Source organism: Chitinophaga barathri, assembly GCF_003807585.1.
Classification (GTDB): Bacteria; Bacteroidota; Bacteroidia; order Chitinophagales; family Chitinophagaceae; genus Chitinophaga; species Chitinophaga barathri.
In genome coordinates this window covers 40,163-63,274 of the sequence record NZ_RMBX01000011.1, presented here as the reverse complement: position 1 = coordinate 63,274, position 23,112 = coordinate 40,163, and the positions used below count along the sequence as shown (strand labels likewise).

Annotated in this window: 27 protein-coding genes; 13 read left to right on the top strand and 14 right to left on the bottom strand. The window is 43.4% G+C overall.

What is annotated here, in order from left to right; all coding sequences use genetic code 11:
- Positions 1-12 precede the first annotated feature (12 nt).
- The 7 genes from EG028_RS19375 to EG028_RS19345 all read right to left on the bottom strand — a co-directional run bounded on the left by EG028_RS19375 (position 13) and on the right by EG028_RS19345 (position 4,688).
- Positions 13-576 (bottom strand): hypothetical protein, encoded by a 564-nt coding sequence (locus tag EG028_RS19375; RefSeq protein ID WP_120517978.1) that lies wholly within the window; start codon positions 574-576, stop codon positions 13-15.
- 4 nt (positions 577-580) lie between these two features.
- Positions 581-901 carry a DUF4133 domain-containing protein gene (locus EG028_RS19370; RefSeq protein ID WP_241559172.1) on the bottom strand — a complete coding sequence of 107 codons (321 nt, stop codon included), beginning with the start codon at positions 899-901 and terminating at the stop codon, positions 581-583.
- A 2-nt stretch (positions 902-903) separates the two neighbouring features.
- The gene (locus EG028_RS19365) at positions 904-1,332 is read right to left on the bottom strand and encodes a hypothetical protein (protein WP_120517976.1); all 429 of its coding nucleotides are present in this window, start codon (positions 1,330-1,332) and stop codon (positions 904-906) included.
- A 9-nt stretch (positions 1,333-1,341) separates the two neighbouring features.
- Positions 1,342-1,686, bottom strand: coding sequence for a DUF4134 domain-containing protein (locus tag EG028_RS19360; RefSeq protein WP_174235432.1), 345 nt, complete (start codon positions 1,684-1,686; stop codon positions 1,342-1,344).
- Positions 1,687-1,878: 192 nt separating this feature from the next.
- Positions 1,879-2,289 (bottom strand): hypothetical protein, encoded by a 411-nt coding sequence (locus EG028_RS19355; RefSeq protein WP_120517975.1) that lies wholly within the window; start codon positions 2,287-2,289, stop codon positions 1,879-1,881.
- 212 nt (positions 2,290-2,501) lie between these two features.
- Complete coding sequence (locus tag EG028_RS19350) at positions 2,502-3,695, bottom strand: hypothetical protein (protein WP_120517974.1); 1,194 nt, start codon at positions 3,693-3,695, stop codon at positions 2,502-2,504.
- A 315-nt stretch (positions 3,696-4,010) separates the two neighbouring features.
- A complete protein-coding gene (locus EG028_RS19345) occupies positions 4,011-4,688 on the bottom strand; it encodes a Crp/Fnr family transcriptional regulator (RefSeq protein WP_120517973.1) in 678 nt (225 codons plus the stop codon).
- A 243-nt stretch (positions 4,689-4,931) separates the two neighbouring features.
- Between EG028_RS19345 and EG028_RS19340 the strand changes: the two genes are divergently transcribed.
- The 7 genes from EG028_RS19340 (at position 4,932) to EG028_RS19310 (ending at position 8,605) form a co-directional block, all read left to right on the top strand.
- Complete coding sequence (locus EG028_RS19340; protein ID WP_120517972.1) at positions 4,932-5,303, top strand: hypothetical protein; 372 nt, start codon at positions 4,932-4,934, stop codon at positions 5,301-5,303.
- A 131-nt stretch (positions 5,304-5,434) separates the two neighbouring features.
- Complete coding sequence (locus tag EG028_RS28095; RefSeq protein ID WP_120517971.1) at positions 5,435-5,776, top strand: helix-turn-helix domain-containing protein; 342 nt, start codon at positions 5,435-5,437, stop codon at positions 5,774-5,776.
- A 165-nt stretch (positions 5,777-5,941) separates the two neighbouring features.
- Positions 5,942-6,484 carry a MauE/DoxX family redox-associated membrane protein gene (locus EG028_RS19330; protein WP_120517970.1) on the top strand — a complete coding sequence of 181 codons (543 nt, stop codon included), beginning with the start codon at positions 5,942-5,944 and terminating at the stop codon, positions 6,482-6,484.
- A gap of 30 nt (positions 6,485-6,514) precedes the next feature.
- Positions 6,515-6,889, top strand: a complete 375-nt coding sequence (locus tag EG028_RS19325; RefSeq protein WP_123864725.1) for a hypothetical protein — start codon at positions 6,515-6,517, stop codon at positions 6,887-6,889.
- A gap of 453 nt (positions 6,890-7,342) precedes the next feature.
- Positions 7,343-7,720, top strand: coding sequence for a hypothetical protein (locus tag EG028_RS19320; protein ID WP_120517968.1), 378 nt, complete (start codon positions 7,343-7,345; stop codon positions 7,718-7,720).
- A 75-nt stretch (positions 7,721-7,795) separates the two neighbouring features.
- Positions 7,796-8,173, top strand: coding sequence for a hypothetical protein (locus EG028_RS19315; RefSeq protein ID WP_123864724.1), 378 nt, complete (start codon positions 7,796-7,798; stop codon positions 8,171-8,173).
- Positions 8,174-8,227: 54 nt separating this feature from the next.
- Positions 8,228-8,605 (top strand): hypothetical protein, encoded by a 378-nt coding sequence (locus EG028_RS19310; protein WP_120517966.1) that lies wholly within the window; start codon positions 8,228-8,230, stop codon positions 8,603-8,605.
- 50 nt (positions 8,606-8,655) lie between these two features.
- Here EG028_RS19310 and EG028_RS19305 read toward each other — a convergent pair whose 3' ends face one another.
- The 5 genes from EG028_RS19305 to EG028_RS19285 all read right to left on the bottom strand — a co-directional run bounded on the left by EG028_RS19305 (position 8,656) and on the right by EG028_RS19285 (position 17,006).
- Positions 8,656-10,095 (bottom strand): TlpA family protein disulfide reductase, encoded by a 1,440-nt coding sequence (locus tag EG028_RS19305; protein WP_120517965.1) that lies wholly within the window; start codon positions 10,093-10,095, stop codon positions 8,656-8,658.
- Between the two features lie 11 nt (positions 10,096-10,106).
- On the bottom strand, positions 10,107-11,447 hold the full coding sequence (locus EG028_RS19300) for a RagB/SusD family nutrient uptake outer membrane protein (protein WP_120517964.1): 1,341 nt from the start codon (positions 11,445-11,447) through the stop codon (positions 10,107-10,109).
- Between the two features lie 11 nt (positions 11,448-11,458).
- The gene (locus EG028_RS19295) at positions 11,459-14,923 is read right to left on the bottom strand and encodes a SusC/RagA family TonB-linked outer membrane protein (protein WP_162946574.1); all 3,465 of its coding nucleotides are present in this window, start codon (positions 14,921-14,923) and stop codon (positions 11,459-11,461) included.
- 291 nt (positions 14,924-15,214) lie between these two features.
- The gene (locus tag EG028_RS19290) at positions 15,215-16,345 is read right to left on the bottom strand and encodes a FecR family protein (RefSeq protein ID WP_120517962.1); all 1,131 of its coding nucleotides are present in this window, start codon (positions 16,343-16,345) and stop codon (positions 15,215-15,217) included.
- A gap of 88 nt (positions 16,346-16,433) precedes the next feature.
- The gene (locus EG028_RS19285) at positions 16,434-17,006 is read right to left on the bottom strand and encodes an RNA polymerase sigma factor (RefSeq protein ID WP_162946573.1); all 573 of its coding nucleotides are present in this window, start codon (positions 17,004-17,006) and stop codon (positions 16,434-16,436) included.
- A 375-nt stretch (positions 17,007-17,381) separates the two neighbouring features.
- On the opposite strand from EG028_RS19285, the gene EG028_RS19280 reads away from it, so the two are divergent.
- A complete protein-coding gene (locus EG028_RS19280; protein WP_120517960.1) occupies positions 17,382-17,900 on the top strand; it encodes a hypothetical protein in 519 nt (172 codons plus the stop codon).
- Here EG028_RS19280 and EG028_RS19275 read toward each other — a convergent pair.
- Together EG028_RS19275 and EG028_RS19270 are read right to left on the bottom strand one after the other, a co-directional pair.
- A complete protein-coding gene (locus EG028_RS19275) occupies positions 17,890-18,300 on the bottom strand; it encodes a hypothetical protein (protein WP_120517959.1) in 411 nt (136 codons plus the stop codon). The genes EG028_RS19280 and EG028_RS19275 overlap by 11 nt on opposite strands.
- A 75-nt stretch (positions 18,301-18,375) precedes the next feature.
- Positions 18,376-19,197: a PoNe immunity protein domain-containing protein gene (locus tag EG028_RS19270; RefSeq protein ID WP_162946572.1), complete on the bottom strand. Its 822-nt coding sequence runs from the start codon at positions 19,195-19,197 to the stop codon at positions 18,376-18,378.
- A gap of 528 nt (positions 19,198-19,725) precedes the next feature.
- Between EG028_RS19270 and EG028_RS19265 the strand changes: the two genes are divergently transcribed.
- The 5 genes from EG028_RS19265 to EG028_RS19245 all read left to right on the top strand — a co-directional run bounded on the left by EG028_RS19265 (position 19,726) and on the right by EG028_RS19245 (position 23,089).
- Positions 19,726-20,163, top strand: a complete 438-nt coding sequence (locus tag EG028_RS19265) for a hypothetical protein (RefSeq protein ID WP_120517957.1) — start codon at positions 19,726-19,728, stop codon at positions 20,161-20,163.
- A gap of 63 nt (positions 20,164-20,226) precedes the next feature.
- Positions 20,227-21,255, top strand: coding sequence for a DUF932 domain-containing protein (locus tag EG028_RS19260; RefSeq protein ID WP_120517956.1), 1,029 nt, complete (start codon positions 20,227-20,229; stop codon positions 21,253-21,255).
- Between the two features lie 48 nt (positions 21,256-21,303).
- Positions 21,304-21,675: a hypothetical protein gene (locus tag EG028_RS19255; RefSeq protein ID WP_120517955.1), complete on the top strand. Its 372-nt coding sequence runs from the start codon at positions 21,304-21,306 to the stop codon at positions 21,673-21,675.
- 11 nt (positions 21,676-21,686) lie between these two features.
- The gene (locus EG028_RS19250; protein WP_120517954.1) at positions 21,687-21,935 is read left to right on the top strand and encodes a hypothetical protein; all 249 of its coding nucleotides are present in this window, start codon (positions 21,687-21,689) and stop codon (positions 21,933-21,935) included.
- Between the two features lie 713 nt (positions 21,936-22,648).
- Positions 22,649-23,089: a hypothetical protein gene (locus tag EG028_RS19245; protein WP_120517953.1), complete on the top strand. Its 441-nt coding sequence runs from the start codon at positions 22,649-22,651 to the stop codon at positions 23,087-23,089.
- The last annotated feature ends 23 nt before the right edge of the window (positions 23,090-23,112 follow it).

Below are 23,112 nucleotides of genomic sequence, written 5' to 3'. Positions count from 1 at the left end.
CTTTTTCTGTCTTTACATGCCTTGACCTTTTGACTTACCTCTGGTCAATTTTTTTTCTACTTTTCCTATAATCTTTTCTTTTTCCTCAGCAGTTAGCTCAGTCTTTCGATCTGCATTGTCTTGCTTCTGCACATCATTGACATTTTCTATATCTGAAAGACCGCGATTATGCTTTATACATCTATTTTCCTCGACGAGTACAGCCAGGTCACTTTCTTCGATCGGAATAATGATTGCTTCAATTTTATCCGGTACAGGCCCATCATTCTCCTTGTCATATGTTCTTCCATGCATCTCAGCCCAGGCAATTGGATCAATCTCACTTGCTCTGGGCAGTACCACCGCTATAACATCTTCAGGCAACTCGCAGATTTTCGGATCAAAGAATACCATTTGTTTATCCAACAAATGATAATAACCGTAGAACTGATAATTCTCATGCACCATTATTTCAAAATCGTCCAAACTTAGATTATCAACACCATCCGCTTGATTGGCGGAAACCAGCTGGTTGCTTTTCAGATCAACCAGATATTGCTCATTTTTTATAGTTACTGTTGGTAATATCCTTTCCATTTTCTCAACTCCTTTCTATTAACATAAACACCTTCCTACTCCGGCATTTAACCGATTTCGGCACACGAAGCCGCGCGGCCGCCTTCATCATTCCGTGTTCACCATACTTGTCACTCAACTGATATACTTTTATCACCAGGTATGTACCAGATGCCAAAATCACAATCATGCTAACGTAGGTATTGATACCGATGATATACATCAGTGAAAACAAGATCAACAAGGCCATTACTCCCCCGGCGAAGTACCAAATGTATTGCGCCCTCAACCCTCGAAACTCAATGCTTTTATTAATACCCTTATTGACCGTGTAAACACTGTTCATAATTATAAAATGTGATGGTGAATGACTGCGATAATGGCGTGCCGAAGCAAATTGCTGTTTAAAGTTTGGTGAGAAAATGAAAAGGATTCAAACGTTCCTGCGCAAACCTCAATCAAAGTGAGGATTTCGAATTTCAAAACCCCCTCTTTCTCAAGTTCCTCATACTCCTGCGGGAATTCATCTTTCATGACGCCATTTATATACTGGTATCTCGATGGTTGCAGGCCCACGGTCATTGCATCCAGGCATGAGCTGATGACGGATTTCTTATCCATTCCCTCTGCGCTCAGCTGATCCGCCAGCGGCAAAACATTATGTACCTTATCCCACAGATATTGAGTTACCGAAACATCCATGGGCAACATCAGAGCCACTTCAGGATAATTTTCCGATAAATGATCCGCGAGTGCTGTAAAAAGTTCCTGTTCCATGACCGTACTTTACTGAATTCCAAAAAATGACTTAATAATTGTCGCCACAACCACCAGGAATATGCAGCTTCCGAACCATGCCGCAGCAACCTTTGAGGTATCCTGGTCGCCCGAGTTCCATTTTTGATATACTTTCACCGCGCCGATCAGCCCGAGGATGGCGCCCACGGCGTACATCAATTTTGTACCTGAATCAAAATACCCCCTGACCTGTTTGTTCGCCTCGTTGATACCGGCAATCCCGTCCTGCGCCTTCACCAGCACGCTATAAAACAACACACTGGTAGCTAACCATAATCGGCGTAAGCCGCATTTCACTGAAGTTCCTTTAAACTCCCTCTTCCACATTATCATATCTCACTTCGTTTAAATTCCCCACCTTGTTCCGGTTCCCCCTCCGCCAGCTGACGGAGGGACCGGAAACGTCTGCACCTGCACTCTCAACCACCCCAAAAGCTCTATCGCACTGAGCCGGGCAGACAATAACATACTGATCGCGGCGGCTGGCTCAGGGGATCATTCCCCCAACCCAGCCAGGCCCGGGCGCTACCCCCACAACTCGTTGACCTCTCTCTCACTCAGCGTTACCGAGCCATTGCGATCAGTTTCACTTAAAATCACATTTTTGATTCCCTCACGGAACGCTGGTGTATCCAGCGTAGGGAAATCCGATATCTCGGCCCGCAGCCGTTGCAGGAGCTCATCCTTGCGCATTTTTGTATCCGCAGCATAAGCGATACTTTCCGCAATACGGTCAGAGAGCTCCTCAGCAGCTGCAATAGTTTCCTCGGCCAAAGCATCGTTGCTATCTTCCCTTTTACTGGCATCATTCGTGACCGTTCCCGAAACCAGCAGACGATGCTGATTAAAATATTTAAAGAACACAAAGAGGTAATACACCAGGAGCATCACCCCAACCCCGATAAAAAACTGTGTCCAGGTTACATTTTCTAACATCACTAAAAAATTAAGATTCAACAATTCACGGTACGCTTACTTCCGTGCTGAATTACGAATCAAAGGTGGGCATTGGCAGATCGGCGGAAAAGACCAACTTAGGGAACAAAAAAGTTGTACTTTATTGTACTGTACTGATTATCAGCAAAAGCGGGGCAAAAAAAAAGCGCAGTTCTAAGAACTGCGCTTTCGCAAAGGGGGTGTCTGTAACCTTAATAGCTGTGAATTCGATCCACCATTTTTTTCAGGACTTCCGCCGCGGCGGCTTTGTCCGAATGCTCTGCCACATAGGCTTTCGTGCGAATGTTATCCCAGCTAAGGTCTTCATTATACGGTGAGGACAGGCTTGGAACGATTGCCTTGAAAACTGCACTCATGCTGCGCGCTTGAAGTAGCCTGGTATCGTCAGCTGCCCGAAGGATCAGTCCGATCTGATCCGCGGAGAGCTGAACAACAACTTTGAACTTATTCACTTTAATGCTTTTCGCGGCCACTTCCTGAGCAAGTGGCGCAAAGCCCTGGAGTTTATTCTCCCTGTATTCTATTTCATTTTGCAACCATTTACCACAGTATTCCTTTACGCTCGGGAAATCAGGGTTCAGGATAAAATCCTGTTTTTCAGGTATGATCTGGAGCTTCTTCAGTTCCAATTTCAAAAATTCGAGTTTCTCCAGTGCGGTCAGATAAGAGTTCATTAATTGTTCCGTTCCCATGGTAAAATACCGGATGCAAACGATGCTATTTAGGTTCCAGTAAATTAAAAGTTCGTTCAGCGCAGGACATCCGGTGATTGATGTCAGGTTTCCGTCTATTTTCAAAACATCTTCGGTCAGCAGCCGGATATATTCAAATTCCCTTAGCGTGACCGGCAACCTGTCATCGATTTTACTCAGGAATTCATCTAAAACGCCCAGGACGATATCAACGGGTGCCATGCCATGCTCTCCGGTGGATAGCTTTAGCCTCATGGTTTCTCTGTTTGCCTCAATGAAATTCTTTTGTTCGACCAGGCGGGTAAGGGCAACACGGTTTTCTAACCCTAGAAACGCCGAGAACTCCAATTCGAACAGTCCCAGGATACGCTGAAGGCGAATTCCCAAAAAAATGTGTAGATCCTTATGTTGCAGCTTCCTGGTCATAGGATGCTGCTGATAATCATGATTCCTCGTAATCATCAGCAGCAGGGAATCGTGATACTTTTTCACCAATGCCCGACTTTCCGTCTCATCATGCAAGCGAAATACCCGCTGCTTCAGCCTGGCAAGAAGTAAATCCTCCTCCTGCTCAATTCTGTCTCTGATTTCTTTCACCTTCTCTTCGGTGATCGGTTTCTGCCCCGCTATATTCGGGTCCAGCTCTTTGGTGATAACATGGTCTAGCCATTCCAGTGCATACGCCTTCTTCATACTCAATGGGTTAAAATTCAAGATATGGCAGCGAATACGGACGGCGGAGGCATGAAATAGGGATGAGTTTCGGACAGAAAAGTCACAATTCGCTGTAAGCCAAATTTTTATAACGTGAGCATCATTACAATATTTCAATTATAACATGTTTGTTACATATCAGCTCAATCATTTTAGCAAAGAACATAAAAATGTTGTACGCATACAATAGCGCCCCTGTGATGATTGTCACTGTTGTGACTTTCATCACAGGTACAAACTGTTATGATCAATTTCTAACTAAATAACTGTCCGTGAGGGCCTCTGTCAGTACATTTATGGTTTGTCCGCGAATCTGGCGGAGGATAAGTCCTCATTTTCGTCTTTCCAGCGTTTATTTCGTATTCTGCTCAGCGTTTCCCGCGCAACGCCCAGGAAATTTGAAATCTCCGCAAGCGGAACCTGCCTGGCAATATTCCAATATTGCTTAATGATGATCTTATATACATAAAGTGGTGCAAAAAAACGCCAGTGGGTCATTTGCCGGGCCTGGATGTAATATTTTTCGGTAAATTTCCTGCCGACCAGGTTGAATCCTTCCCATCGTTGGTAGATATATTCCAGATCATTGTAATGAAGTGCAATGCAAAAGGTATCTTTCATTGCCATAAGACGTTCCGTGCTCGGCGTCTGATCATACCAACTATTTGCAGCGATCACCATATCACCAGCTGCCATATACCAGGAGGTGTACTGCCGTCCCCTGTATTTTATGCACGATCGCATTAGCCCGCTGCATATAAATAGGCAGTAACTGTTGACCTGTTCATAGTCAAGAATGATACTGTTCTCTTTAAAATATACCATTTTGCTGCGTTCGCGGATAAAGTCGATTGTCTCTGGTGCTACTTTCGGGTAAATACCCTGGATGGTTTCCAACGCTTTCTTATAACTGTTTTCAATTGCTCCTTTTGAAACATCAGCGTTTCCAGACCGGGGAATAAAATCGTACATAAATGATGATTTGGGTTAAAAATAATGACCGCCTGGAAGAGAGAATCTCCAGGAATAAGGGAGTAAACGGTTCAAGCTATTTCACAAAATAATTAAAATATTAACATCGTAATCAGTACCCCACGCATCCATATTTTTTATATGCAATATTTCACGCACATATCAATACCCGATCATAAATTTAGCGGTGGTTTCACCCATTTTATATTTATGTGCATCTTATAAGAAACCAAAAGGAACTGAATGGACAAATACCTATACTCTGTTTGCTCGGTCTTTGACGGGATGCCGTTGAGATTCCGGGAGCATGTCTGTTGGGCGCTGGGCTGGTCGAAAGCTACATTTTACCGGAGATTAAAAATAAATCGGCAGCTCAGCCCTGCTGAACGATTCATTATTACACAAATAGCTAAAACGACTTTAATAAAATTACTCGATGTCCTCGATCATGTAGAAAAAGACCCCAAATTGAAGCGTTTCAAGGATTTCAAATTATTGCTCGAAAAATTACACCTACCAATGCCGCAGCAAAAAAAGAAAGGGCATTCACTGGCTGAAGTTAACCGAAGGAAAAAATTACCGGTTGCCGGGTCAAACCAAAAGAAACAAGCATAAAAACAATTCGAACCAAGCGAAATCCATTTTTTAATAACACTATACTCCCACTGAATTGTGTTCGCAGTAAATGATCGGAAATTTAACTGGTTGTACTATAAACATGTACACCCTGAAGAAAAACCCGATACATGCAGCTTACGAAAGATGAAATTACAAAGTTTGAAGCCCTCCGCCATATGATACATTGTGGTATATTCTCGCGTGTCAATATATCCGCTTTTACGACGCAATTGAACTATAGTCCGAGAGCCATCAGTGATAAATTTTCTTTCTTATATCAATATACTATTCTCGAATATTACAACACCGTATCGATGGAATTCGCGGATGCATTACTTTCAGATCACTGGTCTGTTAAAGAGGTATCGATAATATTAGGTTATAAATCAGTTAGCAACTTTTCCAGAACATTTCGCAGGCTGATGAACAAAACCGCCAGTTCAAACAAGCGCAAAATTCCCGCAGTATAAATTGCCCAAATTGGTAACAGATAACCTTTGGAGGATTGATCATTACGAATTAATTTGCTTGAAGAGATTAAGACAAAAAAACGAAGTAATCAATATCTCAAAACAAAGTCATTTACGCGCAATAAAACCTAAGAGCAACTTTTTCATTTCTGATGTTAACTAATAATGGTTAAATATTGGAAAATACCGCGGCTGATCCCAGCTGAGGCGCCATCTCAAAGAAACCGCCTGAAAAAAAACACAAACCATAAAGACACAACGATGAGAGCGAAAAGAATAACCCTTCAAATCATTTATATATTATTTTTGGCGCTGTGGGCGTACGCGGCTTTCAGCAAAATCTTCGAATATGAAATTTTTAAATACCAGCTTGGAAAATCCCCGTTGCTTGCCCCGGTCAATGGAATTATGGCGATCATGATCCCATTTATCGAACTTGTAATCGTAGCGATGCTCCTCTTTGATAAGACGAAAAAAAGAGGTTTACAGGCATCAGCATTGCTACTCACAATATTCACAGTATATCTAATCGGGATATTAAGTTTCAGCAAGGATATTCCGTGCAGCTGCGGGGGATTACTATCAACCCTGACCTGGACACAGCACGTATTTCTAAACATCAGCTTCATCGTTATGGCAGTGTTTGGGCTCATATTCGAAAAGAAAGATCCTCAGAAGAATTTTACAGGCAAGACAGGGATTGCCTGACTAAATTTCAATCACATAAAAATGAACATTATGAGATTTCAAGTTTTGAGCTGCATACTTATTGCAGCAGTGGGTATGCTATGCTATAGTTTCAGAACTGTTCCGTTAAAGCTGTCAGGTACAGCCTTTGAGCTTATCGATATCAGTCAACCGTTTGACCCGAATTCTTATCAGCAGATTTTTGAAAATCCAATCGTAGCCTGTCCAGGTGAAGGTTTTATTTGCAAAATTGTAATACCACTGACCGATATCTATGCATCAGGCACGTATGTTGGTAAGCCCAAAGTAGATATTCAGACGCCGACTCTAAATGAACTGTCAGATCAACTTACAACGGTCATGAATACGATTGGAACGCCTTCGACTTTCGGGAATAGAACAATTTATGAAACAAATGAATTTTGATTTGATATGAACATCCGAAAAACTCTGAATATCGTCACGCTTATCTTAGTTTCACTAACGGCTTTCGCTTTCCACAAGAAAAATCGAAATACCGCGTTTACCGTTTTCTGCCTGGCAGATGGTACAAATCCTATGAATCCTAATTCCTGGTATGCAGTTACAGATTTTAATCCGAGCGTAGAATGTCCCGGATCAGGGAGACTTTGTTGCATAGCTGTTTCAACAGCAGATATATATTACGTCCGGCCCGTTTGCAGGCAAACCCTAAGTTAATATTGCAACGGCATTACTCGACGAGCTTTCAGACCAGATCGCCGCGGCACTGGCAAATGCAAGTGATCCTACAACATTCCCATCACGCGGCACCATAGTTTATGAACGAATTCCATAACCCTCGACATAAATTCTTTACCGGTAAATACACTCAATTGTAAACATTAAAAACACAAAAAAATGAAAAGAAAAATTCTCGGTTTTACCGTTCTGTGCACCATGGCTGTTTTCGCCTTTGCATTCAAAGCTCAGCCCATTGCCGTTGTTGGTACTCTGTTTCAGTTAGATGACGCTTCTCAGCCCTTCTTGCCGCAGTCTTACTCTGTGGCCACCATCGACCCGCTGACAGCTTGCCCTAATTCATCTGCTGTTTGCGTTCTTGATGTTCCCCTCGGTGATATCTACACTTCAGGCCCGAACAACGGCAAGCCAAAAGTGGACATCGCAACTGGAGCTGCCGGTGAACTGTCCGATGACATCATCACAGCCCTGGGAAATGCATCAGACCCCACTTCATTCCCTTCTCGCTCAAGGGTAATTTATGAAAAACAGCCCTAACTGATGCTGTAAAATTTATGGGAGCAACATCGAATGTTGCTCCCTCTTAATTTCCCTAAACTTACAAGTAATAATATGAAAAGAGTATCAATTTCCATACTGGTGTTATGCTCAGCAATAATAACTGCATCCGCCTTTAGAACCAAACAAATAATTCCTGTGGGAACGCTCTTCCAACTCACTGATATTTCCCAACCATTCAACCCCGCAGTTTACCAGGTGGCGACTATCGACCCTATAACAGACTGTCCAAATTCGAGTGCCATATGTGTCATTGATGTCCCACTGAGTGACGTATATCCTTCCGGCCCCAACGCTGGCAAACCGAAGGTGGACATCGCTACCGCAGTACCTAATGAGCTGTCTGATGATATTGTCGTTGCCCTCGGCAATGCTTCAGATCCAACAAGCTTTCCCGCACGGCAGAGGATTATATATGAAAAACAACCATAACCAAAGTTGTTTCATAAATATATTTTTTCATAATTTCATTTATAACTAAAAGTCATGAAAACTAAATATTTAACAATGACAATTTTATGTGTTGCTATCATCGCCGCCTTCGCATTCAAAGCAAAGCCCATAAATGTGGTCGGCACGTTATTTGAGCTCAACGATCCTAGTGATCCATATAATCCAGCAGCTTACTCAATTGCAACAAAAGATCCAATAACCGAATGTCTAAATTCCACAGCAGTATGTGTGATTGACGTTCCATTATCCGATATCTATACAACAGGGCCCAACGCAGGTAAACCAAAAGTGGATATTGCCACCGGAGCTGCGGGAGAACTTTCCGATGATATTACCACGGCATTGGGGAATGCAAGTGACCCAACCGTTTTTGCTTCTCGTCAAAGAGTTATTTATGAGATACTTCCTTAATAACTAAAGGGCAGCACTTCGGCTGCCCTTTAGTAACTATTTTTCCCCATTTACCTTCCTGTCAGATTCTTTTTATCCCAATTATTCTCAGTGATTACCAACATGTCTATATATTCATTTCCTTCAACAATATCGAGATCATGACGGTTCAATTCAAGCTTTACTTCTTCGTATGATTGCATTTCACTGTATGGTTTTAAATCAAGATCAATAGCTCCGGAAATGCCTGTTGCATTTATAATAATCCCAGGGAACACAAATTTACTTATTCCAGCAAACATAAAGTAGTGCTTAAAAATTTCGTTTACCGTTCCGGCTTTGTAAACAAAAATTCTTTGACCTTTCTCTTTCACCCTTGATGTAAACAGCATTTCCGTAAATTTCGTTTTCAAATTCTGTGAATTCCTTTTGCTGATTAACTTATAGCATTTAACGTTTCGCTGCTCAACCTTCCCTGATATTCCGTTTCTTAAATTGAAGTAGCTATTCAGACTTTGAAGCATAATCGACTTTTGCAGTGAATCGGGAGTTTCAAGCGGAACCGTCATTTCAAAACAATGGCCGGTCTTGCGGTAAGAAATGTCGGTCAGAGCTGCTTTAATTAACTTTTTATCAACCGTGTATTTGCTTAGATCGTCCACCTCGAATACTATTCGCTTTCCGAAAACAATATTGCTATCAGTTTGCAGCTTTTCCCTGGTAGCCAATTCATACAAGTAATGTATCGTCTGATTCAGGTAGGTCATTCTCTTACTTCTGGCTAGGGTGTCAATATGAGCGTCTACTCCTGTACCATAGGGGTCTGCAAATTCATCTGTAAAATCACCAAAGGATACAGAAAAATTCTGCAATGCATTCACCATACTATCCGATACCTTAAAAAAGGGCTTTGCTGAATTATACTTACCCGCATTATCCTGGACAAAGGATATGTTCTTACCTGAAAGGAATTCCTCAATCTTCGTTTCATTGCTATTCTCACTGATTCCACGTAATGCAACCTTTCCATGCTGATCAACCCAGACATGGTAGCCAATTCCTCTGCGAATTGGAAATAAGCTTTCGATCTCTTTCGCTCCAATCAGGATTGGAAGATTCTCGGGAAATACCGACTTTTCGGCAGGAATTCTTCCCTTGCGAAGAGCAAGCCAGTTCTTTAACATTTTTTGATCCTCGTAGGAGGAAGAATTAACAAGGAAAATCTGAATCCTGTCCCTGTATTTCTCCTGAAGTTTCGACATCTTTGGGAATCCTGCGATACACGAGCTACACCAGGTTTGCCAGGTGTCAAAAATCAGCAGCTTTCCCCTAAAATCTGAGAACTTCGTTTTCCCTTGGTATGCGTCAGAGACATTTCCTTTCGAATCCATCACCGTGCCAAGTGGGATATCGGGCATTTGATCACCAATCTTTAGCGGTGACAATTTTGCTTGCGAATAGCTGTTTAAAGCTAAACTGAGTAACAGCACTATTATATAATATCTTTTCATTTTCGTAATATTTAGCGTTTATTCTGTTCCATTCCTGTCAGGCTAATGACTTCGTTCGGTATCAACCAGGCAATTCTATTATCATTTGCCGGAAGTTCGTAGGTGATCCCATTTAGCACACGCTTTAATGTTATATTCCTGCCTTCCAAATTAAACCTGCGGATATCCGTCCACCTGGTGCCACGGTAGACCAGTTCTTTCCTTCGCTCCTTTAATACAATTTCCAGGGCTTCTTCGGGTGTACCCGTAGCCAGTTCAGCAAATGTGCCTGCCATCCACCTTTTCCTTAGCAGTAGGTTTACCAGCTCCATAGCCTTTGCTGCATCATTCGCACGGGCGGCACACTCTGCACGGATCAGGTATATCTCGTCGTTCGCGATGCCGCAAAAAGTAAGATTGCCGTAAAATCCGGCATAGCTCCCTTTAAAAACCCTGCTGCCGTCACCGGGGTCGTAAAAGTAGACCTGCTTTCTCAAATCGCTTTCATCATACGAGTTATAAAGCGTTGTGTCGGTAATACCTTCATCGTACGGAAAGCCTTCCATGTAGGCATAAAATGATGTTTCTTCATTGTACTGACTGATTCCTGGGTTAGCATTAACATCCAGCTGGTTAAAATCGATCAGCTCGGTAGATAGGTCAAGTGAAAGTTGGGCATACTTAGATGCATTGGCATAATCCCTCATGGAGAGGTACACACGCGCCAGCGCCCCGTAAGCGCCAATTTTATTTGGCCGGTTTAAAGGCTCTTTCTGGGAATCCAAGAGACTCGCAGATTCCTTCAAGTCATTAATGATTTTCTCATAGGTTTCCGCAACGGTTGATCTTACCGACCTTACGCTGATCAGTGGGCTGGTACGCAACGCCACACCGGCTGTGCTGAGGTACTCCGTAGAGTATGGCAAACTGTATATTTGGGCAATATGATAAAAAGCAAAGGCTCGCAGAAACAGCGCCTGCCCCTTAACTTTTGCCTTCTCCGATTGGCTTCCTTCAAGTTCCTCAAGTTCAGAAAGCACTATGTTAGCCTGGAAGACAATTTGATAAGGCAGTGACCATCCGTCAATATTTGTAGTGCTTTTCCAGATATATGCGTCCTTTTGATCAGATGCCTTTGCATCCCAGGTAGATTCCGTAAAATAGTATTCGTCCGCTGATCCGGTTGCCAGGGAGAAATAGGAAGATGTCATCAACGGGTTGTCCAGAATGGCCTGTAAATCGCTGAGCTTGCTAATGATAACTGTTCCCTTGTTAGGAGGTTCGTCGAGATATTTTTTACATGACGAAAGTACAAGAAGCACTGAGAAAATAAGTATGTTGATGGCAATGGATAATTGGATTAATTTTTTCATGACACTGTTTTTTAAAGTCCGATTCTAACTCCGAAGGAGTAATTTCTCAATGGTAACAAAGTATTCGTTGGAAAATCCGGATCATAATCTGAATCAGTAGACTTCCAGATCAGGAAATTCAAGTTACTGGCATAGCCATAAATCTGAAATGACGTAAACGGAATACGTTTCCATGCGTTCTTCAGATTATAAGAAAGTCGGATGTCCTGGAGCCGGATATGATCACCTCTTTCCAAGTTTACTTCCGAATTCTGGAAAAACTGATCACGGAATAGATTTGCCGGATATGGCATTGAAGGAACATTAGTGACCTTTTCATCACCGGGGGCCTTCCATCTTTTTTCAAAATCTGAATGTGAAGCCCAGGAATTATAAAGGGAGTAGTAAACGATTGTTGGTTTCCTGAAGTAGTAGTTGGCTTTAAAGCTTATGTTAAACGTAAGCTCCACACCTTTAAACTCAAAGGTGTTGAATAGGTTCCCGTAGACAAGTGGGTAAGAGGAACCTTTGTAAGTTTGGTTTTCCACCGAATCCGAAAATATTCTAAAATAATCCTTGCTGATCGATTTGCCAAGGTACCCTTGGGGATCTCCATTCCCATCAAGACCCGCCCACTTATATCCATAAAGGCCACCAATAAGAGAACCTTCCCGAGCAGCGGGTGTCACCGGAGTATTTATCGAGTTGAAATAATAACGTGTTACTTTTGGACGCGCATAACTCAAATTGAACGTCGTGTTCCACCTGAACGCGCGCGTTAGGTTTCTGGTATTTACAGCAAGATCAAATCCTTTTGTCTCCAGATTTCCAGAGTTTCTGTCAAGGGCATTCCCGGAAATACCCAAGGTTGGATCAACAGGAACTGTTGTAAAAATATCTACTGCTTTCTTTATATAATATTCAAATGTTCCACTGATCCGGCCTTTGAACAGCCCGAAATCCAAGCCCAAATTTAACGTTCTCACTTCTTCCCATTTAAGGTCTGGGTTTGGTGGTGAACCCACCTGTGCATAATTTCTATTGAAAAGATTCAGGCTCGATGAATAATATAGAATACTAAGAGCGGAAATAGAATTATTCACATTTCCTGAATATCCATAGGTTGCTCTCAGTGCAAGATTAGATAACCAATCTACATGATAAAAATCTTCGTTATTGATGTTCCACCTGCCTCCAATTGACCAGAGGGGTTTCCACCGATTGTTGGTATTTACGCCCAATAAATTAGAGCCGTCGCGCCGGGCACTCGCAAAAATACTGTAGCGGTCATCATATGTGTAATTGGCATTTGCCAATACAGATACAAATTTATCACTCCTGCCGACGACATTCATGTTATTCGGAATAGACGAAGCACCTATCGGAAGGTTAGGGTATAACTGGCTGAAGTTAATATTGGAGGCCACTGTCAGCACATCTTTATTATAACCGTACATGCGGTTTGAGTTTCCGTCAAAGCGCGACTGTCCGATTTCAGCGGCAGCGATGGCCGAAAATGAATGGACATCATTCCAGTTTTTTCTGAAATTTGCCTGTAACCTCACATTATGTCCGGCGATTTCAGCGTAATTCTGATCGAGTATTCCACCGATTGGAACATTTCGCTCAAATGTTCCCGGATTTGTAAAATTATTAATCAGGTTCCGCGTAAAATAGGTACGCTCGTCGCGCAGATATTCGTTGTGTTCATTTTGAACGGAGTACTGATATCTAAAATCAAGGTTAGCCCATTCAGTAATTTTAAGGTTAGCCGAAAAATTCAAGCGTAAAAAATTCCGCTTGAAATCATTCCCTCCAAATCCCATTTCATCAAGCGGCCGATAATGCCAGTCCAGCAACTTGCCCTGGCCTACTGTATCCACGTAGGAAAGCCTGTAACCGTAAGGAATTGCAAGATGGCTCCCCTGTTTGTTTGCAAACTCGGCATACGGATATAAGGCACTCCTTCTCCCCCCTGGTGAAATATTTGTAGACAGGCTGTTATCAGTTGAGTTCTCTGTAACGTAATTAACCAACGCGGATAGCTCTAACGCCCTTGTTGGTTTAACGATAACGTTTGAATTAACACTGTACCGGGCGTATTTTCCTGGCCCTTTGATGGCCGTGTTATTATTGTCCGCACCCAAGGAAATGTTATATCCGCTAACCGAGTTTCCTCCTGAAACATTTAAGTAATTCTGGAACCTTACTGGATTACGTAAAACGTACTTATCGTATTGGTCAATTGTACTTACTCCCTTTAGCCTCGTTATTTCATGCTCTGCTTCCGCTGCTGTAATTATTCCCTGTCGTTCCTTATTCAGCAGTTCGACAACCGGAGAAATAGCAAAAGTATATGGTGAAACCAGCGAAGAATTGTAAAACCCTTTGTCAAACAAGAGTTGCTCAACATCAATGAAATCAACACTGTTCATCCGATGATGATAGTCCAAATCCGGTTTTGTCTGGATTTGTATATTCGAGTTCAGTGTCACTGAAAAACGGCTTCGTGTGGAGCCTTTCTTACTGGTAATAACGACCACCCCATTACCAGCTCGAGCACCCCAGATGGAAGTTGCGGCAGCGTCTTTCAATACCGAAACGGATTCTATATCATTGGGATTGATATTGTCGAGGTCGCCCTGATAAGGAAAATCATCCAAAATGATGAGGGGATTAGAACTGATGTCTACATCGTTAAAGTCATATGATGCATTGATCGTGCTAATCCCACGAAGCTGGAGCTTCAGCGCACCTCCTGCCTTGTTGAAAAGCAGGCCGTTTGTTACGCCGTCGAGGCGGCTAATCAGGTCACTGCTTACCCCACGCTGAAGGATGGTGCTGTCGATCACCGTCGCAGAGCCTACGAAACGCTCTGGCTTAATTTGTTCATATCCGGTTTGTATGGGGGACACGGTGATTTCCTTAAGCTGTGCGGTAGCCTCGATCAAGCGGATGGTTATAAACCGTTCATCTTTTACAGGTTGTTGAATTTGGAGATAGCCAATGCTGCTGATCACCAAAATGGCTTTATCATTTGGGACATCGATAACAAACTTGCCATCGCTGTCCGTGATCGTTCCTATGTCTCCTCCCTTTATTTTCACTGTAACGCCACTGAGTGGCTTTCCCTGACTATCCATTATCTGACCGCGGATCGTAATGTCTCCTGATGCCGATGAACCACTACTTTTCTTTTCCGCAGCTTTCAGGGTCACAGTTTTTGCTACAACCTGGAAGCTGATGGGCTGGTCTTTAAAGCATATTTCAAGTGTCTCTTTTAGCGTTTTATCTTTAATATTGATGGTCACCGGTTTAGCGGTTTTCAGCAATCCTACCTCGTAATTAAAGTCATAGCCACTCTGTTTGGATATGGCTTGCAAAACGGTTTCCAGCTTCTCCTGATTAAATTGCAGGCTGACCGTCTGCGCAACCGCGCGGGAGAAGACGTTCATAAAGGTCATCAGGATGATCAGTATTGCAAGCTGCATTCTCATGATCGTTCGTGTTAGTAGCATTGAAGACCCGGCCTGGCGGGGACCGGTCTTCGGGTTCAGCACCCTCAATAGGATGCCGCAGCATGTAAAAATTTTCATACTTTTGTCTTGTTTGGTTAGTATATGTTTTCTCTCGCTTAGGGATGCATTTTCAGCCAGGCCACGCCGGAGTGTGGTTGCACACAGCTCCGGCTTTATGATGCCTGCTGAATTATTAACTAATCTGATTTACTTTCTTAGGCTTTCCTCATACATCTAGGTTATGGTTCATACTTCGGTTAATTCTCATCTTTAATTCTTCACCACAAGGAACGGTTTACCCAGCCTGTTTTCAAGCCGCGATTCAATCCCCATGCCGTTAAGAATTTCTAAAACCGTTTTCAAATTATAAGTCCGGTTTATGACGCCGGTAAATGCACGGTCACGCGAAGCGCCCTCATAGACCACCTCGACATTGTACCATCTGGACAACTGCCTCATAATTTCGGGAAGCGGTGTCCCGTTAAACTTGATCCTGCCGTCTTTCCAGGCAATAACATCGTCATTTGCCGGTCGGACCTTAAATTGATTGTTTTGGAAATGGGCCTGTTGCCCGGGAATAAGGGTTAATTTTGAATTTGCTGATGTGGAGATTAATTGCACTGATCCTTCCAGGAGCGTAGTACTGCAATCCTGTTCATCGGTGTAGGCGTTTACATTAAAATGGGTTCCCAAAACTTTTACCTGCTGTGTCGCAGTTTCTACGATGAAAGGCCGGTTTCGATCTTTCGCAACTTGAAAATAGGCTTCACCGGTAAGGCGGACGAACCGCCTGCCGGTGCTCGTAAATGATACTGGTATGATGATGAAACTGGCGGCATTGAGCCACACTTTTGTTCCATCGGATAAAACGATATGAAATTGTCCTCCTTTGGGGGTAGTGATCGTGGTTAGTTCGTCAGGGTTGGCTGTACCGTCGGGCTGGTCAAACCGGACCGTTCCTTCAGTTGACTTTAGCGCCTGCGTCCCGGCTATTCTGTCCCCGGGCCTCATGTTGTCGAGCGACACGCGCTTTCCGTTCGCCAGGGTCAGGAAAGCGTGGTTTCCACCTGGCCGTATTTCAGAAGCCCACACCGTAGGCACAACGCTTTGGATTCTTTCCGGTCGTTGGTAAAAATGAAAAAGCAGTACACCGGCCGCAAACACTGCCGCCGCGGCACTGATCCTGTACCAAAGATTGGAACTCGACTGCGGACGCACTTTCCGGTAAATCTTCAACCACATTCGTGAACGGGATCTGTTCAGCTCGTCTTGCTGGATATCGGGCCTACCGGTCATTTCTGCATACTCATTCGCCCAGCGGTAGACGAGCTCTTGCTCCTCTTCCGTACAGGTTCCTTCTTTATACTTTTGTAGTATGTTCTCGAACTTTTGCTGATCCATGGTTAGTAGGTGCTGATTACCCTCTACTACACATAACCGCTCAGAAAATGTTTGGTGCCGATTTTCGGATTATTTTTTTATTATTTTTTTAGGGAAGAATTCCTGTAAAAATTTGGAGCTTAACTTTGAGGTGCTTAAAGTGCTTTACAGCGGCCGCTACGCGTTTTTTGACAACATCCTTGGTCAGGTTTAAACTTTCTGATATTTCCTTATGAGACTTTTCTTCAATACGGCTCAACACGAAAACTTCCCGTGTGCTTTCTGGTAGCTTTTGAAGTTCAGATTCGATGATCCTGCTAAGGTCATTAAAATTTTGCTGTGCTTCAGTCAAATTCTCACCAGGCTCTTGCAGGTTCTTCACTGAAGCCAGGTAATCCGCGCGAACTTTTAAATGATCGAATTTTTTTAATACACGGTTTCTGACTGAGGTATAAAGGAGTGCTGACAATGATTTTACTTCCAGTATTTCTTTTTTAGTAAAAAGTGTGATAAACACTTCCTGCACAATATCCTCGGCATCACTTTTATCCTTCAGGAAACGGTAGGCATAAACATACAACAATTGCCAGTACCGTTCATACACCTCTTTGTACGCAGCGGTATCTCCCTCCTTAATCTGGAGGAATAGTTCATGATCAGTTTGATGTTGCAGTTTCCTCATGTCCATTAGCCGCGCAATGACCAATTAGTAGTCACTAAATTACACATAATAAAATTAAATAGGTAATTGCCACGAGCCAACACTGGAGAAAAAGGGGCTCAACAAATCAGCGATGAAGGGTATACAGGGATAAGCATGTATGATGTTATCTGCGCTATTGCAGTTCAGCCCGAAAATTCTCATTTGGTTATGTTTCACTCATCCGGGGAACGGCCTCAAGATACATCGGTTTCGGCAAATGTCGTTCGCTCGGCAAAAAAAATTCTCAAAATGAGTATATTTATATAATACTGAGGGGATTAAATGCGTATTAATATTATATGCATTCAGTCACCGCTTAATAGCCGGATCTTCCGTTAACCAAATTGTACAAGTATGAAAAACATTGTGTTTCTGTTTCTCGTCGCGCTGGTCTTCTCATGTAAAAATTCTACAAAACTAACTGAGGCGGAGGCCGCCGCGGTATTGAAGGCTGAGCTCGGCTATCCAAAGCCGTTTGAGATTAGGGTTAACCTTGCTGATGAGAACATGAGAGATCGGGTAAAAGATGCCGGTTTGGTTGATTCCGGCCTGGTAACGACTTCTGAAATAAAAAGCATGACGGACCTCGGCAGTCCGGTAATAGCCATTACCGAAAAGGGACAACGCTACCTGCTTGGAATGCCGGAAGAAGACCAGAGCGGTAAGGTCCGGATGGTGAAAGTAGCTGACATGGCAATCAGCGGGATAAACGACATTTCGGATGACGGCGAAAAAAAAGCCCGGGTCGAGTACGCCATTGCCTACGAAAACATTACCCCCTTCAGTGTGTTGGTCACTAAAGATTTAACCAAACCCGAAATCCGTCATGCGAACTTCGTAAAAAAAGAGAAATGGGAATTAGTTAAGCAGTAACCTCAGTAAGTTTACGTGAGGCACTCTCCCCGTTCTGCTGAGGATTAGGGATTTCAGCGCCGTCAGCGTTTGCCACTTCTACACCACCTTGGTTATTTCCTCCTGTTCCGCCAGCTGGTTGTTGTTGCTTTTTCTTTTTGTATGGACCTCTATTGACACCTGAGCTTCCCTTCCCCGCCACAGTTTTAGGTTTCTTTACTTCTGGAATGGGGCCGAATCGGTTCGTGTCTGTTCTGAAATTGAGCACATTGCAGGAACCGGAGGAAATGGCACATAATGCCTCCGAGGAACTGGTGATGCTGAACTCATGATCATCATGAGTTCTTATTGTCAATATATGACCTCCAGCCATTTGAATTTGTAACGAATCGTGGTTTTCGAGTTTAATATCCAACTTCATACCACATAATTATTCTAAAAAAATGAAGTTTGAAGTTAAGTCGGTGTTAACATATTCGTTTGAGCCTACTCCTTTTCATTCCCAAAAATGCCACCAGCTTTTATTCTTCATCTCTTCTTTAATAATTGGAAACTGTTGCACCGGCGTGATGGTTGGTGGTATTTTCCATAATTCACCCAAACCGGGCCGGTCACCGTGAATCAGGTCCGCAGGATAGTAGGGACTATGCTGAATGCGCTCATCGTTTAATCCCATGATCTTTACGATTGCTGCGCTCTCAAAACTAAAGTATCCCATGTAATGATATCCTTCCTTTTTATGCGCGTTATAATCACTTTCCATGTTGGCCCTGGTATAATAAATATTATCAAGGTATTCCAGAAGGCCTGTTTGCGCATCTTCCTTGTTTGCCTGGCTGATTTGGATCAACTTCTGACAGGCTTTATCTCCTTTCCACCTCAATTTGCCTGATAAGCCATTGTTCGGAACCATGGTACTCAGCAGGAAACTGGTCAGATCATCCTTAAATCCCGTCACCTGCAACCGGTCAGCGAACTTCTTTAACTCTTCCCCACAGTCCAACAATACACCGAGGCTACAGATATTCAGCACCTCGCCATAAATCAGACCACCTCCGAAACGGTTGTCATCCGTTGGAAGGATAGACCGTGTGTAAGCGTCGATCATCTCTTTACATGGCTCCAGAAGCTCCTTTACCGGTTTGTCGAGGCAGTAGCTCCACCTGATAAGACAGTCAAGCCCATCGGAAAGAGAATAATAAGACATCGGGTGTTCTTCTTTAAGGTTCTTCCTGGTTTGAACAAGGTTGGAAGACACCATATTAATCCCTTCCAGAAAATAATCTGCATCTTTTCTATTGTCTCGGATTGAAGCCATGCACTGTTGGTTTTTTGATTCTGGTTTCTTTAACAAATTAATGAACATTTAGTTTACAGAAAATGATTTTTTTCGGCGTCCCAGGGAAAGTGATTTTCACCTGGCTGTCCTCGCATTGAAAACAAGCAGCGGCTCCCTATGGCATATTAGCATTCAGATTTGCAAAATCCCTGGTGCCTATACATTCTGAATACACCTTCTCCAGATCTACCAATGTTTGGAATATTGCCATCCTGCGGCCGGGCTGCCGCCATCTGTTTTTCCTTTCCCCGCTTTTTGAGGCTGTATCCCCGTAACAGGACCGGGTTACAGTGCAGCTAAGTTACGAACAGTTCCCGAAAGTGCTTCCTTAATGGCCTGGCGGGGCTACGCCGTCAAGTTCCCGCCAGCCACCCTTCGGGACTTACCAGCACAATTCGGGGCCAGTTCTGCACTTGCTTTCTGATAACCGGCCTGAAACGGGGATAGTAACATCTCAAAAAAGCTGGGGAAAAGAAAAAAAAATTTTAACAACAAAAACGAAAAAAAATGAACACAGCGAAAAACAGCGCAGCAACAGCTGCCAAAGCAAACGGAACAGCAAACGGCGCAACAGCCAAACCCACCATGAGAGCAACTAAAGGCGGGGCAATGGAAACCACCGGGAAGGAAAAAAAGGAAGTTGCACCGGCGAATCCATTACAGAACACGCTCAAAGTGGTGCATCGCCTTCACCAAAAAGTACAGCAACGAACTAACCTCATTGCGGTAATCGATCAGCTGGAAAGTTTCAAAATCAAACAGAGTGAAGACGGAACCGGAGAAAGCGAATACATGGGCTGCGAAATCACCATTAAAGATGACAATCGCCACAGCTGGACAACCAGAAACACCTTTGTCATTGAAGCGGTAACAAAATACGTCGAAAGCCTTTGCCGCGGGAAACTGGTAGAGATCGAAGCAGAAATAAAACTGCCCGCCGCCTAGATTCCTCCGCTCCCCTGTAGGATGCAGGGGAGCATTTTTTCCACTTCTTAAAAATTAAACACCATGAACATTAGCAGACAATCCCGCCAAAGGAACGGCAGCGTTATACCATGGCAACGTATAGGGAAGGACGTAAGCGCCTGCCAAAACAGCGCGGAAGCATTAGAATACGCCGGTCTGGACTTCACCGTTGAAAAGCGCCCTATTTTCACATACAATAATGAAAATTTCGGCCAATATCCAACCGATGGCATCATGATACCGGAAATCGAAATTCCGAAATTTCACGCTGTAGTGAGAACAGACAGCGACCAGCCACTAGGAGTAGTGACAGACAAATACAAGTGCTGGCAAAACAGCGATATATTTAGTTTTTTTGACAACATCATTGGGGCAAACGCAAGTTTTGATTATGCCGGTTTTGTGGACGGAGGCCGACACGTCTACCTTACAGCAAAATTACCCAAAGAAATCCGCATCGGACGCGATGATAAAATCGACCAGTTCCTTTTTGCCAGCACTTCACACGATGGTTCAAAATGTATCTCCCTGGCATATACCCCAGTGCGGCCATTTTGCACCAATATGCTGAACCCTACCAATGCAATACACCTCATGCATACCGCCAACCTGCCACAACGATTAGAGCAGGCAAAGCGCATACTCAATATTACCCGCACCCTTACCCAGGAGACAGAGGAACGGTATAACCATTGGGCAAAAATTCGAATTTCAGACCCCGAACTGAAACAACTCATTCAGCTGGCCATGGCTCCCAACAAGGAAACACTTGAAAGCCTGAAAACCGATGAAAGGGATGAAATTTCAGCCCGTTTTCTGAACACCTGCGATCAGGTCTATACTTATGCCAAGACAAGCCAATCCCAACTAATGGACACCACATTAGGGACTGTTTTCGGGGCTTACAATGCGGTCACTGGGTACTTTCAAAACGTACACAACTACCGAAACGATGAATCTAAACTAAAATCCATGTTGTACGGCGGAAGTGGACAGCGACACATGAGAAACGCTTTCAACCTCTGCGAAAAGTATGCCGCAGGCGGACACAAAGCCCTGATGTTAAATTAAACAGCGGGGGGCAATCCCCCTGCTATTCACCTTTTTAAACGCATCACAATGAAAAGTTATAATAATCTCCCAAACCGCGAGAAAGGCTATTTCCTTCACCGCTGGTTTCCGCAACACATGCCCGCCCTTGTCCGGTTTTTGACGGACATGGTTGTTACCATTCGCGAACGGCCGGAATCAACACACACCGAATTTCCGCCCTCCTTCTCGTACGACGATTTTTTGGAGGCGCTGAATCTGGCAAATGAAAGGCTCGCGGAAGCCGATCAGCTTGCGGCAAAAGCCACTTTTTTTGCAAAGTACCTGTTCGGCCGGAACATTGACGCAGTAATGATATATTGCCTGCTTCAATACGTGACTGTAATTCAGCACCCCGATCGCAAATTTACCGAGGCAGTAATTTTTCTTTTTGAACATTAAAATTTGAAGCCATGGAAACGATCATGGAAATAAGCTCAGTGCAATGGTACGGTATTATCCTGCTGGCCTTTGGTCTGGTATTGCGTTACCTTGTAGGACGGTACAATTATTACCGCCGTTTACGTTCATGGAGCAAACCGCAAAAATATACGGTCAATCTCTTAGTGAGCATATTCAGCTGGCTATTTCTATGGGTAGCAAATTGCCTCATGATCGGCGGCGTCTTTCTTTTCCTTCTGGAATGGTATAATAAAAGATAGCATCATTTTACAAAATGCGGTGTTTGCCAAAAAAAGCGGCGAACACCGCCCCTTCATGCTTCAGGGACGGCGTTCGCCGCTCCCTTTGAATTTTTTTTTGCTATGAATTTACAATCTCCTCTCATGAATAAGTAGGACCGTTTATAAATTAACTTCCAAATTTAACAATCATGGAAATGCCGTTCCTTAAAACAGCAGGAAGAGAATCCCTTCAAGATTAAAAGGACTGTGCTATTCAAATCATTCCGGTGTTCCTGCCGTTTCTTTTACAGCATTTCCGCGGCAAATCTACTATCTCCAAATTTTCGATTTGTTATTTGCTGTTAAAGGTGGAAATGACATAAGTGTTTGCTTCAATTGAGGTAGAGAACAGATATGAAAAACCCCGTCAAAAATAACGGGGCCGAAATTTGAATAGGACGTTTTATATCATCTAATTTTAAAATATTCCATGCCCTAAAATACTGTGAAATAAGACCCGGTTTGTTAATATTTAGTTAACCGAAAAAAATACAAACCTGTTTGTGTAACTGCTCAAAGCCACAGCTATTAAGAACTACGAGCGCAACCGAAAACTATCCATAGACTATACATAGTCAGGGTGTTGGTCGTCTCAAACTTTTAACAGAATATTGAGGCAGATATTGGTATGATTTACAGCCTGCCTGATTCCTGCTAGGCAAACTGTTATCCGTTCGTTAAAATAACCCTCCATGAAAGCATTGACATTGTTGGTGGTGATCCTCCTCACGGGGTGTACCCATCCATTACTCTTCGGAGATTCACCTATTCCTGAGCCAAGCGCTAATTGTTGCCCCCCGCCTACCACTTATCAGGGCTGGGCTCATGTCCAGCAAGTCGAACGGTGCGGGATAAAGCAGCAATCCCTGCTTGTCATCCAGGGTATACGAAGCAACTTTGAGGAACCCCGCAACGGATATTATGATTACGAATTCCTGGATCGTCTCTATCGCGATTTCGGCGTTTCTAATGGCAGCTATCCTTATCTCACCCTCCAGGTTTACGCCGGTGGAATACCGGATTCCCTTGCCCGGGATTCCCGCAGCTTCCTCATTTCATTCCAGAGGGATTACCAGAATCAATACTGTGCAGATCGACTAGATCAAATCAAAGTTTTAGAAATACACGAATGAGTTTACTGTCTTATTTATCCCTG

Bases quoted from the DNA above. Each gene is read 5' to 3' on its own strand.
- EG028_RS19375 (WP_120517978.1), bottom strand. From the start codon at position 576: ATGGAAAGGATATTACCAACAGTAACTATAAAAAATGAGCAATATCTG.
- EG028_RS19370 (WP_241559172.1), bottom strand. From the start codon at position 901: ATGAACAGTGTTTACACGGTCAATAAGGGTATTAATAAAAGCATTGAG.
- EG028_RS19365 (WP_120517976.1), bottom strand. From the start codon at position 1,332: ATGGAACAGGAACTTTTTACAGCACTCGCGGATCATTTATCGGAAAAT.
- EG028_RS19360 (WP_174235432.1), bottom strand. From the start codon at position 1,686: ATGATAATGTGGAAGAGGGAGTTTAAAGGAACTTCAGTGAAATGCGGC.
- EG028_RS19355 (WP_120517975.1), bottom strand. From the start codon at position 2,289: ATGTTAGAAAATGTAACCTGGACACAGTTTTTTATCGGGGTTGGGGTG.
- EG028_RS19350 (WP_120517974.1), bottom strand. From the start codon at position 3,695: ATGAAGAAGGCGTATGCACTGGAATGGCTAGACCATGTTATCACCAAA.
- EG028_RS19345 (WP_120517973.1), bottom strand. From the start codon at position 4,688: ATGTACGATTTTATTCCCCGGTCTGGAAACGCTGATGTTTCAAAAGGA.
- EG028_RS19340 (WP_120517972.1), top strand. From the start codon at position 4,932: ATGGACAAATACCTATACTCTGTTTGCTCGGTCTTTGACGGGATGCCG.
- EG028_RS28095 (WP_120517971.1), top strand. From the start codon at position 5,435: ATGCAGCTTACGAAAGATGAAATTACAAAGTTTGAAGCCCTCCGCCAT.
- EG028_RS19330 (WP_120517970.1), top strand. From the start codon at position 5,942: ATGGTTAAATATTGGAAAATACCGCGGCTGATCCCAGCTGAGGCGCCA.
- EG028_RS19325 (WP_123864725.1), top strand. From the start codon at position 6,515: ATGAGATTTCAAGTTTTGAGCTGCATACTTATTGCAGCAGTGGGTATG.
- EG028_RS19320 (WP_120517968.1), top strand. From the start codon at position 7,343: ATGAAAAGAAAAATTCTCGGTTTTACCGTTCTGTGCACCATGGCTGTT.
- EG028_RS19315 (WP_123864724.1), top strand. From the start codon at position 7,796: ATGAAAAGAGTATCAATTTCCATACTGGTGTTATGCTCAGCAATAATA.
- EG028_RS19310 (WP_120517966.1), top strand. From the start codon at position 8,228: ATGAAAACTAAATATTTAACAATGACAATTTTATGTGTTGCTATCATC.
- EG028_RS19305 (WP_120517965.1), bottom strand. From the start codon at position 10,095: ATGAAAAGATATTATATAATAGTGCTGTTACTCAGTTTAGCTTTAAAC.
- EG028_RS19300 (WP_120517964.1), bottom strand. From the start codon at position 11,447: ATGAAAAAATTAATCCAATTATCCATTGCCATCAACATACTTATTTTC.
- EG028_RS19295 (WP_162946574.1), bottom strand. From the start codon at position 14,923: ATGAGAATGCAGCTTGCAATACTGATCATCCTGATGACCTTTATGAAC.
- EG028_RS19290 (WP_120517962.1), bottom strand. From the start codon at position 16,345: ATGGATCAGCAAAAGTTCGAGAACATACTACAAAAGTATAAAGAAGGA.
- EG028_RS19285 (WP_162946573.1), bottom strand. From the start codon at position 17,006: ATGAGGAAACTGCAACATCAAACTGATCATGAACTATTCCTCCAGATT.
- EG028_RS19280 (WP_120517960.1), top strand. From the start codon at position 17,382: ATGAAAAACATTGTGTTTCTGTTTCTCGTCGCGCTGGTCTTCTCATGT.
- EG028_RS19275 (WP_120517959.1), bottom strand. From the start codon at position 18,300: ATGAAGTTGGATATTAAACTCGAAAACCACGATTCGTTACAAATTCAA.
- EG028_RS19270 (WP_162946572.1), bottom strand. From the start codon at position 19,197: ATGGCTTCAATCCGAGACAATAGAAAAGATGCAGATTATTTTCTGGAA.
- EG028_RS19265 (WP_120517957.1), top strand. From the start codon at position 19,726: ATGAACACAGCGAAAAACAGCGCAGCAACAGCTGCCAAAGCAAACGGA.
- EG028_RS19260 (WP_120517956.1), top strand. From the start codon at position 20,227: ATGAACATTAGCAGACAATCCCGCCAAAGGAACGGCAGCGTTATACCA.
- EG028_RS19255 (WP_120517955.1), top strand. From the start codon at position 21,304: ATGAAAAGTTATAATAATCTCCCAAACCGCGAGAAAGGCTATTTCCTT.
- EG028_RS19250 (WP_120517954.1), top strand. From the start codon at position 21,687: ATGGAAACGATCATGGAAATAAGCTCAGTGCAATGGTACGGTATTATC.
- EG028_RS19245 (WP_120517953.1), top strand. From the start codon at position 22,649: ATGAAAGCATTGACATTGTTGGTGGTGATCCTCCTCACGGGGTGTACC.